This window comes from Lachnotalea sp. AF33-28 (genome assembly GCF_003477885.1).
Lineage (GTDB): Bacteria > Bacillota > Clostridia > Lachnospirales > Lachnospiraceae > AF33-28.
Map to the genome: position 1 here is coordinate 61488 of NZ_QUEE01000012.1, position 17985 is coordinate 79472.

13 protein-coding genes are annotated in these 17985 nt (G+C 50.3%); all 13 read left to right on the plus strand.

Going from position 1 to position 17985, the window contains the following annotated elements:
- Positions 1 to 101: 101 nt before the first annotated feature.
- The 13 genes from DWZ56_RS16205 to DWZ56_RS16265 all read left to right on the plus strand — a co-directional run bounded on the left by DWZ56_RS16205 (position 102) and on the right by DWZ56_RS16265 (position 17953).
- Complete coding sequence (locus tag DWZ56_RS16205; protein WP_118557647.1) at positions 102 to 908, plus strand: electron transfer flavoprotein subunit beta/FixA family protein; 807 nt, start codon at positions 102 to 104, stop codon at positions 906 to 908.
- Between the two features lie 15 nt (positions 909 to 923).
- A complete protein-coding gene (locus DWZ56_RS16210) occupies positions 924 to 1928 on the plus strand; it encodes an electron transfer flavoprotein subunit alpha/FixB family protein (RefSeq protein WP_118557648.1) in 1005 nt (334 codons plus the stop codon).
- A 22-nt stretch (positions 1929 to 1950) separates the two neighbouring features.
- Entirely contained in the window at positions 1951 to 4281 is a 2331-nt protein-coding gene (locus tag DWZ56_RS16215; RefSeq protein ID WP_118557649.1) for a helix-turn-helix transcriptional regulator, read from the plus strand.
- Between the two features lie 87 nt (positions 4282 to 4368).
- Entirely contained in the window at positions 4369 to 6018 is a 1650-nt protein-coding gene (locus DWZ56_RS16220) for an extracellular solute-binding protein (RefSeq protein ID WP_118557650.1), read from the plus strand.
- Positions 6019 to 6080: 62 nt separating this feature from the next.
- Positions 6081 to 7028, plus strand: a complete 948-nt coding sequence (locus DWZ56_RS16225) for an ABC transporter permease (RefSeq protein WP_118557651.1) — start codon at positions 6081 to 6083, stop codon at positions 7026 to 7028.
- Between the two features lie 23 nt (positions 7029 to 7051).
- A complete protein-coding gene (locus DWZ56_RS16230) occupies positions 7052 to 7948 on the plus strand; it encodes a carbohydrate ABC transporter permease (RefSeq protein ID WP_199679614.1) in 897 nt (298 codons plus the stop codon).
- Positions 7949 to 8054: 106 nt separating this feature from the next.
- Positions 8055 to 11153: a carboxylesterase/lipase family protein gene (locus tag DWZ56_RS16235; protein ID WP_118557652.1), complete on the plus strand. Its 3099-nt coding sequence runs from the start codon at positions 8055 to 8057 to the stop codon at positions 11151 to 11153.
- 17 nt (positions 11154 to 11170) lie between these two features.
- Entirely contained in the window at positions 11171 to 12370 is a 1200-nt protein-coding gene (locus tag DWZ56_RS16240) for an MFS transporter (protein WP_118557653.1), read from the plus strand.
- A gap of 85 nt (positions 12371 to 12455) precedes the next feature.
- Positions 12456 to 13283, plus strand: a complete 828-nt coding sequence (locus DWZ56_RS16245) for an MBL fold metallo-hydrolase (protein ID WP_118557654.1) — start codon at positions 12456 to 12458, stop codon at positions 13281 to 13283.
- Between the two features lie 85 nt (positions 13284 to 13368).
- On the plus strand, positions 13369 to 14595 hold the full coding sequence (locus DWZ56_RS16250; RefSeq protein WP_118557655.1) for an ATP-binding protein: 1227 nt from the start codon (positions 13369 to 13371) through the stop codon (positions 14593 to 14595).
- 228 nt (positions 14596 to 14823) lie between these two features.
- The gene (locus tag DWZ56_RS16255) at positions 14824 to 15858 is read left to right on the plus strand and encodes a TIM barrel protein (protein WP_118557656.1); all 1035 of its coding nucleotides are present in this window, start codon (positions 14824 to 14826) and stop codon (positions 15856 to 15858) included.
- Entirely contained in the window at positions 15851 to 16993 is a 1143-nt protein-coding gene (locus DWZ56_RS16260; protein ID WP_176926992.1) for a carbohydrate kinase family protein, read from the plus strand. The genes DWZ56_RS16255 and DWZ56_RS16260 overlap by 8 nt, the downstream gene beginning before the upstream one ends.
- 3 nt (positions 16994 to 16996) lie before the next feature.
- Complete coding sequence (locus tag DWZ56_RS16265) at positions 16997 to 17953, plus strand: class II fructose-bisphosphate aldolase (RefSeq protein ID WP_118557658.1); 957 nt, start codon at positions 16997 to 16999, stop codon at positions 17951 to 17953.
- Positions 17954 to 17985: the final 32 nt, after the last annotated feature.

Genomic DNA, 17985 nt, shown 5'->3' on the forward strand with positions numbered 1-17985 from the left:
TAGGTCATCAACCTTCGGTTGGTGACAGGAAACTGGAGGCACACTGAAGTGTGCGTAGGTCATCAACCTTCGGTTGGTGACAGGAAAAAGGAGAGAGAATGATGAACATTTTAGTATGTGTGAAGCAGGTCCCGGACACGACAGAAATTAAAATAGATCCGGTGACCAATACACTGATACGGGCGGGCGTCCCTTCCATCGTCAATCCATTTGATGGGTATGCGCTGGAGGCCGCGGCACGGGTGAAGGACAAAGATCCCGATACGCGTATTGTGGCCGTATCCATGGGACCTGAACAGGCTAAAGCGGCTTTAAAGGAATGCCTTTCCATTGCTGCGGATAAAGCTTATCTAGTTTCGGGGCGCAGGTTCGGCGGATCGGATACGCTGGCCACAAGCTATATATTGAGCCGGGCCGTTAGAAAGATAGAGGAGTTGGAAGGAATCCAGTTTGATGCTATTTTCTGCGGAAAGCAAGCGATTGACGGGGATACGGCTCAAGTGGGACCTGAGATGGCAGAACATCTCGGCTATCCGCAGGTTACCTGTGGCCTCGAATGCCGGGTCACAAACGAAGGACTGGAGGTCATTCGGGAAGGTGAAAACTATAATACGAGAGTGGCTGTCAGCCTGCCATGTGTGGTGACCTTTACAAAACCTTCCTGGGATCCCCGCTATCCGTCCATCAAGCGCAGGATGGCTGCTAACCGGGCGGATATTCCGGTGCTTTGCGAGAATGATTTTCCTGATATGGATGACGGCCGCATCGGCTTAAAGGGGTCCCCCACACATGTTAAGAGAACCTTTGTGCCGCAGAGGAAGACCGGCGGCATAAAACTGGAAGGGGAACCGGGCGCTGACCTGGCAAAGAAACTGTATAAAGCGCTGAATAACGCTGCAGTCATTTAAAGAGGGAGAACGATAATGGAAGCAAAGACAAAAGACTTATGGGTATATATGGAGACGGAGGAAAACGGGACCGCGAAAAATGTGGGGATTGAACTCCTGACGCCTGCAAAGGATATGGCCGCAAAACAGGGCGGCACGCTGACCGCAGTTGTGATCGGCAGCCATGTGGATGCCGCAGTTAAAACTGCTGAAGCATATGGAGCAGAGAGGGTCATTGTGGTAGAGGGAGATGAGTATGCACAGTATTCCACCGACGCATACTGCCACGCAATGTGCACTCTGATTGAAAAATATGGGCCGTCCAGCCTGTTGATCGGCGCGACGAATGACGGGCGTGACCTGGCACCCCGCATCGCCTGCAGGCTTAAGACCGGGCTGACCGCCGACTGTACCGCGCTGGATATCGATGAGGAGAGCGGAAACGTCGCGTGGACACGCCCGGCCTTCGGAGGAAATCTGATGGCGACAATCCTTTGCCCGGATCACCGGCCTCAGATTGGAACCATCCGTCCGGGTGTCTTTAAAAAGGGAGATCCCGCCGATGGCAGGGCAAAGGTCATCCGTGAAGAGATACATATGGATAAAAAAGATATTCGAACCCGCATCGTGGAACTGATCAGAGAGATGGAAAGCGATAAGGTCGATCTGGAAGGCGCGGAGATTATCGTATCCGGAGGAAGAGGTGTTGGAGGACCGAATGGCTTTGGTCCGGTTAAGGAGCTGGCAAAAGCTCTTGGAGCGTCCGTGGGAGCATCCAGAGCCGCAGTGGATGCAGGATGGATCTCGCACAGCCATCAGGTTGGACAGACCGGAAAGACGGTTGCTCCCAGGCTGTATATCGCCTGCGGTATATCCGGTGCCATCCAGCATCTGGCAGGCATGAGCGGTTCCGGTGTGATAGTTGCAATTAACAAAGATCCCGATGCGCCGATTTTTGGGGCGGCCGATTACGGAGTGGTTGGAGATCTGTTTGAAGTGCTGCCGGTTTTGACACAGGAGGTTATGAAGGCGCGCTCATGAGTTTGAACGGCGGTGATTAAGTATGAAGCGCTCGATAAAAAATCTGGGAAAACAATACCGTTTTATGCTTGTGACCTACATCATTCTGATGTCGGTCACAATTCTGCTGTCCACGTTTGGATATGTTTACGCATATTTTGCAATCAGGAACGGACTGGATAACAATTTTCAGGCGTTGCTGCGTGAACAGCAGCTTTCATACGATAAAGAATGGCTGCGGGCGCAGGCCAGCGCAAGATATATAGGCTCCAATACGAAAGCCAGAGAGCTCATGACTCTAAAGCACTGGCAGGCGGCGGACCGGATTGGGGCGGTTTCCCTGATATCCGAAATCGCCTCCCTTCAGTATGGATACGAGTGGTTTGAGACTGCTGGCATGTATATGCATGCCAGTAATTCACTGGTAACGGATAAATCGAGGTATGAAGCGCCAATCGTCGATCTCTTCTGCCGGAATTACGGCATAACTGTGGATGATTTTACGGCATGTGCATCCAATGTGGACGGTTATTTTTTTACTGAGGCAAATGACAGGGAGTATATTTTCTTTTACTACAACGTTTACAGCAAGGATTATAAGACCGTGCTGGGAACGGCATTCTGTGTGCTCTCATGGAATCGGATTACACAGGATGGCAATGTGTTTCTTAAGCAGGAAAACGGAGGCGTGATCGGAGGCGCCGACATCCCTGCGTTTGAGGAGGCTTTTTATGAACTGCCTTCCGGAGGCAGCAAGGAGCTTAAAATCGACGGTACGCGGTATATCGTCTCCTGCTTAAAGTCGGATTATCTGGACGCTGCATACTGCCTGTACGCGCCTAAGAGCAGATACTTCTATGAGATCAATCTGCTGCGATACCTGATTATCGCCGAGATCATCGGCAGCATGATCATTGGAGTTCTGCTGGCGCATGTGTTTTCCAAAAAAACAGCTCTTCCCATTGAAAAAATGCGTAGTCTGCTTAAAATACAGCAGGATGGACTGCAGGATAAATCGCTGGGCAGGCTGTATAAGAATCTGGAGAATTCATTGCAGACGCTTACAGACAATCATGAAATGCTTCAGAGGGAACTGCGCAGTAAGAGCCTGGCTCTGGAGAAGTTCGCATTGTCCTCCATTCTGCGCGGCTCATCCCAAAATGGCTGGGTTGAGGATTATATTCCGGAGCTGATGCTAAGGCTGCCGGTTCAGAGTTACTTTGTGGTTCTGTTCTCATTTCATGGGACAGGCACCCTGTTTGCCGGCCAGGAAGGCGAAGAATGGGAACTGTTTCTCTTTGCGGTAAAAAATATACTCAATGAAGTGATGCTAGGCTGCACATATGAAGCAGACCCAGACCACGGAGAATCCCATGGCCTCATAATTGAACTGCCGGATACTGTGGCCTGTGTAGTGGACAGCGGTTATATTGAGGACGGAGGTCCTTCACTTTCGGACCGAACTTCCCAATGTACTTCTTTTTTTGAGCAGGCGTTAAAGATCCGGACCTATGCTGCAATAAGCGGTATCCATCACCGGCCGGACGAATTGCATGCGGCCTATGAAGAGGCTATGGCTGCGCTCACCTGCAGTTCCTTTTGGGGCAACAGTTTAGGCAGTGTGCTGATCTATGACGATGATCAGGAAGAGGACGCGGGGCTTTCGGGAAAAACAAAACTGCTGTTTGATAAGGCACAGTTTTTGTCAAAACAGCTGATTGCGCATCAGTATGAGCTGGCGAGCCGGACTCTGGATGAGATACTGGACCAGTGCTTTTACCCCCATATAAAATTCATGGTGCTCAACCGATATCAGGGAGCAACCCTCATTTGCCTGCTCGTGAGCAAGATGCTCGAGAGCGGTGTGCCGCTGGAGGAGGTCCTGCCGTATATCGGGGCGGACGGCGGAGATCCTTTGGGACATATCAATTCCATGGAAGAAATCAGCCGGAAACTCCACGATATAATAAAAAGCATGGCAGGATCCTATGAAAGCCGACAGGAGAGTTACGAGATACCCGAATGGTTTCTGCGGGCGGAAAAATATATTGACGATCATTATTGTGACCCCTTGCTGAATGTGGCTGCCATAGGTGATTTTCTGAACGTGACACCGGCATATATTGGGAAATGCTTTAAAAACTTCAGAGGATTAAGCATATTGGATCATATCCACCGGCTTAGAATTGAAAAAAGCAAGGAACTGATGCTGCAGGGGGTTACCGTCAGCGAAAGCGCGCGGCTGACCGGATATCCGGACTCTAAGAGCTTTATCCGGGCGTTTCGGCGCTATGAAGGAATTACGCCGGGCCAGTTTAAGGGGACAGCGGCCGCGTATCCGGAGGATTTTCCTAAAATCGCCCCCAAAATTTAAGTTTTGAGAATTTATTTCTGCGTATTCGGCGGTTATACTTGAGCTTACCAACAGAAAAATTCAGGGAACAGGAGGAAAGAAAGGGATATGAAAAACAGGATATTAAGGAAAATGTTGTGCCTGGTGTTAACAGCAGCGATGATGGTTTCTGTCATGGCCGGCTGCGGACAGAAAGAGAGCGGGGAAAGCACAGGTAAAACATCAGGGAGCGGGGAAACGGCTAAAACACAGGAGAGTTCTTCTGGCGCCGATGAAACTGGTAAGCTCACGTTTCCGCTTGAAAAGAAGGTTACGCTTACTCTCTGGGCGGGCAGTTTAAGCCAGTATCTGACAAACCTGGTAACCGACTACAATGACACAGATTTTTTTCAAGAGCTTGAGAGACGCACGAATGTCCATATTGAGTTTGACACGATTTCTTCCGCAACGACCGCTTCGGAGGCGTTTAATCTGATGATTTCATCCGGAGATCTGCCGGATATGATCATGGGAGCGGGGCTCTATACGGCTGGTATGGATGCTGCGGTGGAGGACGGTTACTATCTGGATCTCACACCGTATCTCGATACATATTTGTCTAATTTTAATTCGCTGCGCACTGCGGATGAGGATGTTCTTCTTGACAGCATCACGGATGTGGGGAGAGTTGTAAGAGTGCAGAATATTTCACAGACCCAGCAGCCTCTGTTTATGGGCCTGATGATCAGAAAAGACTGGCTGGATAAGGACGGACTGGATATTCCCAAAACGTTGGAAGACTGGGAGGCGGTACTGACAGCATTTAAGGAAAACCATGGAGCATATGCGCCTTTTGCTCTGACACCTTATTATGACATGTTCCTCTATGGTTTTAATGCGACTACCGGTTTTATGGTCAGAGACGGGAAAGTGATCTACAGCCCCACTTCGGAGAATATGAAGGAAGCGCTGACCGTGTATTCCGACTGGTATAAAAAGGGATTGATCGATCCTGACTTTATGGCCAGGGAGACAGGATATGCGGGGGACACTTCCATGATTGTTACGGGCCAGAGCGGTGTGTTTAACTCTTATTATACACTTATGGATTACTATTATCAGTCGTCCACGGATCCGGATATGGAGCTGGTGGCTGTCAATCCGCCTGTCTGCGCGAGCGGAGAGGAATCCAGACTGGCGACGCCGATTCCGAAGCTTGCCGGCGACGGTGTGGCAATTTCGACACAGTGTGAAAATCCGGATATTGCGATGATGTGGCTGGACTATCTCTTCAGCGAGGAAGGAGCTCTGCTGGCTAACTACGGCATAGAAGGAGATACCTTCGAGTATGTGGACGGAAAACCGCAGTTTACTGAAAAGATCACAAATAATCCGGATGGCCTGTCCATGAATCAGGCAATGTCCATGTATACCTGTCCGCCCGCAGTGCTTGCAAAATCCTACAGCTCAGAGCGGGAGCTGGCAGGAGTTTCCGAGGAGTCACTCGCTATGTGTGATGTCTGGAGCTTAGTTCCTTCCGATTATTTTTATCCTTTTACTGCGATTATGACAAGCGATGAGAATAATGAGTTTGCTGCGATGTATTCAGATATCAGCACCTATGTTACCTCAGAAATTGCTTCCTTTATTTCCGGAGAGAAGGATATCAGCACAGAATGGGATGAGTATGTATCCACCATTGAAGGCCTCGGAATTGAGCGCTGTGTGGAATTGAAGCAGAACGCCTATGACAGATACCTGTCACGCGGGACAGAGTAAAAACAGGCTGTGTGATCCGCCGGCAGGCGGATCACACATTTTTAAAACTTTTGGAGGTGTCTATGAGCAGCGGCGCTTTGAGGGCAAAACGAAAGAAAAAATATACGGCCGAGGCGATTGTGAAGGATTTTAAAAAACATAAAGTCGCTTACGCCATGGCGGTACCGGGTCTGATTATGGTGCTGCTGTTTAATTATATGCCGATTTTCGGACTGGGATTGGCGTTTGTGAATTATAAGCCCAACCTGGGAATCTTCGGCAGCAAATTTGTAGGGCTGAAGTATTTTAAGGAATTTTTCTCATCCATGTATTTTGTGAGAACCGTGGGAAATACGCTGATTTTAAGCCTGCTTCAGATCGTATTTGTATTCTTTGGGACCATCCTGTTTGCGCTTTTGGTGAATGAACTTAAGAATCAGAAGTTTAAGAGGATGGTGCAGACGGTTACCTATCTCCCCAATTTCATCTCTATGGTGGTGGTGGCAGGTATTATTGTCAATTTCTGCACCAGCAAAGGGGTGCTGGCACAGCTGGTCAGCATATTTACGGGGGAGAGTAAGAATCTGTTAAGCGTCTCCTCTTACTGGAGACCGCTGTATATAGCGTCAGATCTGTGGCAGGGGCTTGGCACCGGCGCCATCGTATATCTGGCGGCGCTGGCGGGAATTGACCAGACATTATATGAAGCAGCGGTGATTGACGGCGCGGGCAGATGGAAACAGACGCTGCATGTGACACTTCCGGGAATCCTTCCTACGATTATCATCATGCTGATCTTAAAAATCGGTTCCATCATGTCCGTGGGTTATGAGAAGACCATCCTTCTGTACAATCCGCAGATATATGAGACGGCGGACATCATCTCCAGCTTTGTTTACCGCAAAGGTCTGGTAGAGGCCAATTATGGATTCAGTACAGCAGTCAGCCTGTTCAATTCTGTCATTAACACTGTATTGCTGATTACTGCAAATGCGATCAGCAGAAAGGCGACAGACAACAGTCTGTTCTAAAAGAGGGATGGGAGGTATTTGAAATGGTAGAAAGCGGTAAAAAACCGGCCCGTATGGTTTTCCGAATCGTCAATACGCTGTTTATGATTGCGATCATGGTGATCTGCCTGCTTCCGGTGTGGCATGTGCTGTGCGCTTCTTTCAGCGACGGAAGCTATGTGATGCAGCAGAGCGGACTGATCTGGAGGGTCCACGGATTTAACCTGGAGGGGTACAAGCTGGTGCTTCAGAACAAATCCATCGTAACAGGATATCTGAATACCCTGTTCTATGTGGCGGTTTCCGTAGGCTTCGGGCTTCTGATCACATTGATGACGGCCTATACGGTTTCGCGGAAGAATGCGCTCTGGAGAAATGTGATCATGGTTATCCTTACGGTCACCATGCTGATCAACGGAGGCCTTATCTCCAGCTATCTGGTCAACACGCAGCTTTTAGGACTGTTTAACAGCAGACTGGCAATCATCCTGCCGGGATGTTTCTCAGCATTTAATGTCATACTTCTGCGCACGGCAATGTTGGGAGTCCCGGATAGTCTGGAGGAATCCGCGATGATTGACGGTGCGGGTAGCATGACGATTTTATTTAAAATAATACTGCCGCTCATCTCACCGACGATTGCCACGGTCGTGCTGTTTAGTGTTGTGGCGAACTGGAATTCATGGTTTCCCGCATCGATTTATCTGCGGGACCGGGCCCTGTTCCCTCTGCAGCTGGTATTAAAGGAGATCCTGATGTCAGATAATGTGACGTCCGGAACTGTTCTTGATTCCGCGAATGTGGACAGCTCCCTGCTGATCTATAAGGAACTGATTAAGTACTGTGTCATCATTGTTTCATCCCTGCCGATATGGGTGATGTATCCGTTTCTGCAGAAATATTTCGAAAAGGGAATGATGGTTGGCGCCATCAAGGGGTAAAGCGTGCGTAGGTCATCAACCTGCGGTTGGTGACAAAAGAGGAAGCACGCTGAAGCGTGCGCAGGTCATCAACCTGTGGTTGGTGACATAAAAGGGAGGCGGTAAAATGTCCATTGGAATCGTTGAGACGAAATACGGAAAGCTTAGAGGAGAAGAGGCCCGGGAGAAAAGATATGAGGGGATTACATATTTCAAAGGTGTTCCATACGCAGCGCCGCCCGTGGGAAATCTGCGCTGGAGACCGCCAGAGGATCCGGTCTGCTGGGAGGGGGTGAGAGAGTGCACCCAATATGCGCGGCGCTGCCCTCAGCCTATCTTATCCGCCATTAATTTTGAGCCGTTTCAGTCTGATTTCTACTATCAGAGCAGACCGGAAATGAGTGAGGACTGTCTGTATCTGAATATAGCCACAGGAGCGGCCAGCGCACAGGAGAGGCGCCCTGTCTTTATGTGGTTTCACGGAGGCGGACTCTCCTTTGGCGAATCCGGAGAGGTGGAGTTTGATCCTGGCGAGCTGGCGCGTAAAGGCGTGGTAGTGGTGTCCGTGGGGCAGCGGTTGAATATATTTGGCTTTTTAACATTGCCCTGTCTGTGGGAAGAACAGGGAGAGAATGGCTGTAACTTCGGGCTGATGGATGAGGTGAAGGCACTGGACTGGGTTTATGAGAATATCGCAGCCTTTGGCGGGGACCCAGAAAACATCACGATCGGCGGTCAGTCCGGCGGAACTATAAAAACAGGCGCGCTTGCCGCTTCTCCAGCCCAGAAAGGGCGCGTAAAGAGGGTGATTCAACAGAGCATGCTCTGCTGGATCACCAGCTTTCCTACCAGGGAGGAGGAAGCGGAGAAGGCACAGAAGTATCTGGAATCTATCGGCATTGACCCCGGTTTGCCGGTGGAAAAACTGCGTAAACTGCCTTACAGCGCCTTGCTTAGAAAAAGCCAGGTGGTGGGCAGCGATAACGGACCGCGTCTGCCGGGCAGTATTGTGTATGATAAGGCCCTGGTGCCGTTTGCAGATATGAGAGAGAGCGTGGAAAAATACGCTTCACAGTGCGATTATCTGACCGGAATCAATTATGGGGAATGCCGTATGTGGGGGTTTGAACCCGGGGGTGGCGGTCCAATTCTCACAAGCGCCAAAGAGGTATATCAGACGGCGAAACAGCTGCTTGGCGGACTTTATGACAAGTATGATTTTGAACATCTGATTCAGGTAACAGATGAGAATGCGGATCATATATCCCGCCGTCTGGCTGCAGAAGGGCTGACCTCGAAGATGGGTTTTCGCGGTGTTATGCTGGACCGCTGTTTTGGCATGCTGCGGGCGGAGAAGCAGAATAAGGGCAGGAACTTCTGCTACCTGTTTTCACATATCACACCTGATCGTCCGGAGGATAAGGGAACCCCCCGGGATGCCAAACGCCTGCTTTCATGGCACTCCAGCGAGCTGTGGTATACCTTCGCTTCTCTAAGGCCTGGGGTTCCGCCCTGCAGGCCCTGGACGGAAGCTGATTTTGTACTGGCGGATCAGATATCCTCTTACTGGGCTAATTTTATTAAAACAGGAGACCCCAATGGGGAGGGCCTTCCTGTGTGGCCTTCCAGCGGTGACGATTTTGGCTGGATGGAGCTGGCGGATACACCTAAGGGACACCGGGGAATCCGCACAAAGCGGGAAGCGATGCTTTATGATCACGTCGTGAAGCTTTTTGACCTTCCAATGCCATATCCGATGACAGAGATCGAGAGTGGGACAATCAGGGGCTGCTACAATGAGGATAAGAGTGTCAGCATTTTTAAAGGCATTCCCTATGCGACCAGTCCGACGGGAAAGCTGCGATTTACAGCCCCGCAGCCGGCAGAACACTGGGACGGAATCCTGCCCTGCGAGAAATGGGGATACAGCGCCGTCCAGAATGAACAGCGGCCTTTTTTTTGCTGGTCGGAAGAATTTATGATCGAGGATTCGGAGAGGAATGAAGACTGTCTGAACCTTAATGTATGGACAGGAAACGACGGCGGTGATAATAAGAAGGTGCTTGTTTATATCCACGGCGGGGGATTTACCAGCGGCGGCGCATCCTGTGAGGTGTATGACGGGGAATATTTGGCACAGCAGGGTATCGTGTATGTAAGCCTCAATTACCGCCTGGGGGCATTGGGATTTCTGGCGCACCCGGCTCTGAGTGCGGAGGCGGATAGCAAAACATCCGGCAATTATGGCATTCTGGATCAAATTGCAGCCTTGAAATGGGTGCGGCGCAATATTAAACAGTTCGGAGGCGATCCGGAGTGCGTGACCATTATGGGGCAGTCCGCGGGCGCAGCGTCGGTGGATGCGCTGATCGGGTCGCCGCTTGCAGCGGGTCTGTTTCACCGTGCGGTATCCTTAAGCCTCACCTCGGTCATCTATGCTTTTCCGAGCGGGGAAACGGCTGAAAGAATTGGAATCAAAGAATTTGGCGATAGGACAGCAGAACAGCTTAGGGAAATTCCGGCAGAGGAGCTGATCGGCAGACCGGTTCCCAACCTGACGGTGGACGGTTATGTGATAAAGGACGGCTATGCGGATGCGATCAGAAAAAAAGAGGCGAATCCTGTGGATTTGATGGTCGGTCTGACACTGGGGGACGGCGCACTGTTTAATCTGATGCAGATGAATGCGCGCATTGGTGAAGAGTATGAAGAATTTGTCCGGCAGACATTTGGACCGCTGGCGGATGAATGCCTTGCGTTATATCCGCCGGGAGAGAGTCCAAATGCCGCAGGGATGCAGCTGCAGAAAGATTTTCTGATGGCAGTTTTAAATCAGGTAGCGGTTCTGCGGCAAAACAGCGGATACGGCCGCACGTATACCTGTCTGTTTACGCATTCGATGCCTGGAAAGGCCGATTATGGAGCCTTCCACACAGCGGATGTGCCGTATTTTACACACAGGTTATCCGCCAGGAGAGAGGGGTACTGGAAAGAAGAGGATGTACGCTTGGCAGACCGTATGGCGGGATACCTGGTTAACTTTGTGAAAACAGGCGATCCCAACGGCAGTAATCTGACGGAATGGAAAGCTAACCGGGGAGATTTTGAGGTGATGGAGCTGGAGGAGAACGGAGGTATGATCACGGTTAGCCGGGAAAAACAGCAGCTGTTTAGAGAATATCTGGATACGCTTCAGATCAATCCGGCAGTGAATCTTGAGGCGTGACTGAAAGGCGGACTGCGATGAGGTATATACAAAAATATGCAGGCAGCGTTTTGATCTGCTTAAGTGTAATGCTGATCTCCTTCTCGAATACCCTCTCCTCCCCTCTTTTGACAGAAATTGCGGCGGACATGGGGACGGATGTGGCGCTGGCAGGTTATTTGCCTACAATTACCACACTATTTATGGGCATCTCCGTAATGGCTTCCACCGTCGTCATGGAAAAGATGGGGCTGCGGTATGCAATGACTATCGCCATGCTGCTTGTAACTGCCGGCAACGGTTTTGGTTTTTGCGCCAACAGTTTCCTGGGGCTGCTGGCTGGCCGTGCATTGGTGGGGATCGGCATGGGAATCGCAGGAACCGGTTTTTCCACGGTTGCATGTGATGTATTCCGAGGAAAGGCCCAGTCCGCTTTTGTGACGATTTATACGCTGGGAAACACGCTGGCCACATATGTTTGCTTTGCGGCGGCCATTCCGCTATACAAACTGATGGCGCGGTCCTGGCGTGCCTGCTATCTGCTTGCGGCAATCGCGGCGGCTGTGCTTACATTGGCCTGGTTTATAATTGTCAGGAACAGTGAGGGAGGATGTCCGCCTGCCGAATTACAAAAGAAGCAGAGGGGATTAAGAAAGGCTATGGGCGACAGGGATGTGTGGGTGCTGACGGTATATCACAGCCTTGCGATTCTGTGCACAAATATAATAACCAATTATCTGCCGTCCTATCTTCAGATTGTCCGCGGCTTTGAAGCAGGCGAGGCATCGTCCTGGTCAGGCATTATTTCCCTGGCGGGCATGATAGGAACCGCTGTGGGAGGCGCAGCTTCAACGGCGCTTGGACGTAGAAAACCGGTGATTATTGTGAGTACCCTGCTTTCTTTGATCTCTATGGTCGGCCTGCTTTTGTGGAGACAGCCGGCTGCCATTGTAATGGGGATCGCAGTCTTTGGATTTTGTACCAGATGCAGAATTCCGGCAACAACTTCAGTGTCTACGGAGCTGCGCAAGTTTGATACAGCATTTGCGTCTGGGGCTTATGCGCTGATGTATGGCGTGGGGAGTGTTATCGGCATAGCGGCACCGCCGGCACTTTCTGCTGCCACCAGGGCTGTGGGTATGGAAACGGCCATGCTGTGCTTTGCCGGATTTCTGGCAGCTGCCGCAGTAATATCGATATTTGTAAAGGAAACCGGCCCATGTACTTCATCACTGTAAATAGATCATCAAATAATATGAGGAAGCACACTGAAGTGTGCGCAGGTCATCAACCTTTGGTTGGTGACATAGGAGGAATACAGTTATGGCAATAAAAACACCGCTTATCTGTGAGATTGCGCCGGATACGTACGCGATCAATGAATTTGGAACTGCGGCCATGTATCTGCTGGTAGGAAAGGAACGCGCTCTGCTGATCGATACAGGCTGCGGCATCTGTGATCTGAAAGCTGTTGTGGATTCATTGACGGATAAACCGCTTACAGTGGCTGCCACTCATGGACATATGGATCATGTAGGCGGAATGGGATGCTTTAAAGAGATGTACATCAATGAAAAAGATTGGGAGATGACAAAATCCGTGGCGGGAAAAGCGGACGAGATAAAAAGCTATGCGGACAGCTTTGGAAAATCAGGCGGATATGAAATTTATGATTATTCCCCCGATCGGATTTCGGAAAACATCGCTGTGCCGAAGCTTCTTCCCTTAAGGGAAGGACAGCGCTTTGAGCTGGGTGAGCGTGCTGTGGAGGTCTTTGAAATCCCCGGCCATACTCCTGGCGGATGTTCGTTTCTGGACGAGAAAAACCGGATTATTTTCAGCGGTGACTGCTGCAATATAAATCTGCTGGCGCCGGAGTGCAGCGTGACAGCCACACTGAAAGCCATTGAAAAATTTAAATCTCTGTCCGGTCGGTTTGACCAGAACTTTAACGGCCATGCAGGGTTTGGCGCTTGTCCTAATTGCTTAAGCCAGCCCAAATCGGTGCCGGATGATTTGATCCATATCTGCCATGATATTCTGGAGCATAAAGGAACTCCTTTCCAATTCGAATTCCTCGGTTATCCGCTGACCCAGATGAAATATGGCAATGCAAAGCTTTCCTATGATCCTGACAGGCTGGGAGACTGATCCCAGCGTTTGCTTGACAGGATGTATATTTTAGGATAAAATAAAATATACTTTATATTATCCTAAATGAAAAGAAGGAATAACCATGCAATATGTAGATCGCACATTGGAACGTAAATTTCTGCACATGAGCGGCTTTTTCAAAGCCGTGCTTGTAACAGGTGCCCGGCAGGTCGGTAAGACGACCATGCTTAAACATCTGGCCGAAGGCCAGGCGCGAACCTATGTGAGCCTTGACGACTCAATGGTGAGAACGTTGGCGCAGACGGATCCGGTGTTGTTTTTTCAAACCTACCAGCCGCCGATCATCATTGACGAGGTGCAGAAGGCGCCACAGCTCTTTGAGCAAATCAAAATCATGTGCGATGCCAGCGAGGAAACGGGACGTTTCTGGCTGACAGGCTCCCAGCAGTATAGCATGATGAAAAACATCCGCGAAACCTTGGCGGGCAGGATCGGTATTTTGGAGCTGTACGGCCTGTCAAAGAATGAGATCGAGGGTATTACCTTTCCAAACGAGCTTGATTTTTCTCTGCCCTGCTTGATAGAGCGGCAAAAGCTGGCTGCCAGAAATAATATTGTGGATGTGTTTGAACACATCTGGCGCGGCGGTATGCCGCAGGTGCTATCGGCGGACGCAGAGCTTAGGCAGGAATACTACAATTCCTATGTGGACACCTACCTTATGCGGGATGTGGCCGACGTTGGCGGTATCACCGATACTGTGCGTTTCCGAAAATTCCTGAACGCCTGCGCCGCACTGGTGGCCGAGCAAGTAAACTACAAAACGCTGGCGGATGCCGCGGATATTGCCCAGCCCACGGCAAAAGAGTGGGTGCGGGTGCTGCAGGGGCTGGGCATTATCTATTTGTTACAGCCCTTTGCGAACAACGAGCTGAAGCGCCTGACCAAAACGCCCAAATTGTATTTCTGCGATACTGGCCTGTGCGCCCATCTCTCCATGTGGCTGACGCGTGATACCTTGATGAACGGCGCGGCCAGCGGGCATTACTTTGAAAATTATGTGGTGCTGGAACTGCTTAAAAACTATGCCTACGCAAAGGCCAAAGCCAATTTGACATACTACCGGGACTCGAACGCAAAGGAAATCGATATTTTTGTGGAGGAAAACAATCTAATCCACCCTCTGGAGGTCAAGAAATCCGCAAATCCGGACCGGCGCGAAGTGAAGAAATACGAGCTGCTTGATAAAGCGTCCCTGGCAAGGGGAAGCGGCGGTATTGTCTGTATGTGCGAGGAAGTCATTCCAATTGACAGTAAAAACAGCTTCATCCCCTGCAATCTGATCTGACGGGGGAGATTCAAACCAAACCAGAAAAGCGCCGGCTGCCGGCGCTTTTTTCTATATAACAAAAGGCGGTCATCCGGCTCCTCTGCCTCCGCTATAGGCGCTCTCAAATTACAGCAAAACTGCACTTGAAAAAAAGCAAGATTGTCCTGTAATGATCTGCTTATTCTGATATAAAGAATAGTAAGCGCTATAAGTTATTCATCATAAAAAAATTTGGAGGTAAGTGAAATGACAAAGTTTAAATTTTCAGTTGGACCGTGGAACGTACATTCAGGAGCTGATTCATATGGGCCCGCCACAAGAGAGGAAATTCCGTCTGAGGAGAAGTACAAACGCTTTGCCCAAATGGGATTTTCTGCCGTGCAGTTTCATGACGATGACGCAGTTCCGAATATCAATGATTACACCGAAGAAGAAATCAAAGCAAAGGCCCGTGAGCTGAAAAAAACGCTGGATAAATACGGACTGAAGGCGGAGTTTGTGGCGCCCAGACTCTGGATGGATCCGCACACGGCAGACGGCGGCTTTATGAGCACATCCGCAGAGGACAGAGAATATGCGATGTGGAGAGCGTACCGCTCCATTGATATTGCCAATGAGCTGGGGTGTGACATGATTGTCCTTTGGCTGGCGAGAGAGGGCACGCTGTGTGCGGAAAGCAAATCCCCGGTATGGGCAACAAAGATGCTGATTGAGGCGATCAATAAGATGCTGGCCTATGATCCGAAGATCCGTGTATGCATCGAGCCTAAGCCCAATGAACCCATAGACAGAAGCATATGCGGCACCATGGGACATGTGATGGCGATCTCTGCAGCAACGGCCGATCCTTCCCGTGTCGGCGGAAATCTGGAAAGCGCCCACGCGATTCTTGCAGGGCTGGATCCCGCCCACGAGATCGGTTTTGCGATGGCCATGGGCAAATTGATGACCGTACATCTCAATGACCAGAACGGAATCAAATATGACCAGGATAAATCCTTCGGCGTTGAAAACCTACGGGCAGCCTTCAACCAGGTAAAGGTGCTCAAGGAAAACGGGTACGGCGATCACGGCGAATATGTGGGACTCGATGTAAAGGCCATGAGGACTACCAAGGACGAAGACGGATATAAGCATCTGGAAAACAGCCTGAAGATATTTAAAGCTCTGGAAGAAAAGGTGGATAAGTTCGACTATGAATATCAGAAGAAATGCGTAGAGAACAGAGACTTTGAAGCTTTGGAAATGTATGTGATGAATCTTCTTATGGGAGTTGAGTAATGTGAGCAAAAAAATAATTGCGGCCGGTCATATCTGCCTGGATATAACGCCGGTCTTTCCTGAAAACCGGACGGATGCGGTCGGAGATCTGCTAAGGCCTGGCAAGCTGATTCAGACAGAGGGCGCAGATGTGCATACAGGCGGTTCTGTGGCTAACACAGGTTTGGCGATGAAGCTTCTCGGAGCGGATGTCACGCTGATGGGGAAAATAGGAAATGATGAGTTTGGCGGCATGGTACTCAATATCTTATCACGGTACGGCGCACAGGACGGCATGCTTGTTACAGAGGGTGAGTCAACCTCTTATTCCGTTATACTGGCGATCCCCGGAAACGACCGCATCTTCCTGCATAATCCGGGCGCGAATAACACCTTCTGTTCCGGAGATATCCCGCTGCAGGCGCTTGAGGAAGCGGCGCTGTTCCATTTTGGATATCCTCCGTTAATGAGAAATATGTATGAGCATGAAGGCAAAGAACTGTTTCGCATCTTAAAGCGCGCCAAAGAAGCGGGCGCCGCCACTTCACTGGATATGGCGGCTGTGGACCCGGCCACACCGGCAGGAATGGCGGACTGGGAAGAGATACTGGAAATGATTATGCCTTATGTGGATTTCTTTGCGCCCAGTGCGGAAGAACTCTGCTTCATGCTGGATAAAGAGAGATTCGAAGACTGGCAGAAGAGAGCCGGGGACAGGGATATCACAGAGATACTGGATATTGAGAAGGATATCCGCCCGTTGGCTGAACAGTGTATGAATTTTGGCGCTAAGGTACTGCTGATCAAATGCGGCGCTAAGGGAATGTATTACCGCACGGCGGACAGGATAGCCCTGCTGGATGTGGGAAAGAAAGCGGAACTGGATATCCTGGGCTGGTCCGGCAAAGAAGGCTTTGAGAAAAGCTACGTGCCGGAAAGGGTGCTGTCCGGAACAGGCGCGGGAGATACCAGCATCGCAGCATTTCTAACTGCGATGCTGGAAGGGTATACGCTGGAGGAATCCATGCACCTTGCCGCTGCGACCGGCGCTTCCTGTGTGGCCGCCTACGATGCGCTAAGCGGCCTTAAGAGTTTTGAGGTGCTGCAGAAAAAGATTGGCGCGGGATGGGCCAAACGAGATGAAACAGGAGTATAAATTATGCTTGTAAATATGAATGAAGTGCTGCTTCCGGCACGTAAAAACAAATATGCAGTCGGCCTTTTTAATGCGGTCAATCTGGAACTGGCCAGGGGAATTATAAATGCGGCGGAGAGCACCCAGTCTCCGGTTATTATGGGCACCGCGGAGGTGCTGCTGCCCTACGGTCCGCTGGAAGAGGTGTCCTACTATCTGATACCGATGGCAAAAAAAGCAAATGTGCCGGTGGTGGTACATCTGGACCACGGACTAAAGAAAGAGACCTGTTTAAAGGCGCTGGAGCTGGGATTCTCCTCAATCATGTATGACTGCTCCACGGACTCATATGACGAGAATGTCAGGAAAGTGAAGGAGATGGCGGACCTCGCCCATTCATACGGAGCCACCATTGAAGGAGAACTTGGCCATGTGGGAGACAACGAAGGTTCGGCGGAGGGAGATTCCAGATTGGCAGACCCTTCCCAATATTACACAGACCCGAAGATGGCGAAGGACTTCGTGGATAAAACAGGGGTGGACGCGCTGGCCATCGCTGTAGGCACGGCGCACGGAGCCTATAAGCTGCCTCCCAAGCTGGATTTTGAAAGAATCCGTACGATCGCAAAAACCGTGGATGTCCCACTGGTGCTTCACGGCGGCTCCGGGCTTACGGATACGGATTTCAAGCGGGCGATTAACGAGGGAATCAGCAAGGTAAATATTTTTATCGATATTAACATTGCGGCCGTAGAAGCCGAATTCAGAAAGTTCAGCGATATGAACAAAGGCATCATCGACCTGATACCGGCGGCAGTGGAAGCCGTCAAACAGGAGACCGTAAAAAAGATGAAATTATTTTCCAGCGATGGGAAAGCGGCAGATGCAATGCGGATCCGCAATGCTGCGGGCGGTATCGATGTGGAACAGCTGGTTAAACTCGTCGCGCTGGAAGTGCAGAAGCTGACCGGGAGAGATTAGTACAGTGCTGACACGCTTACTATCTCAGCTTT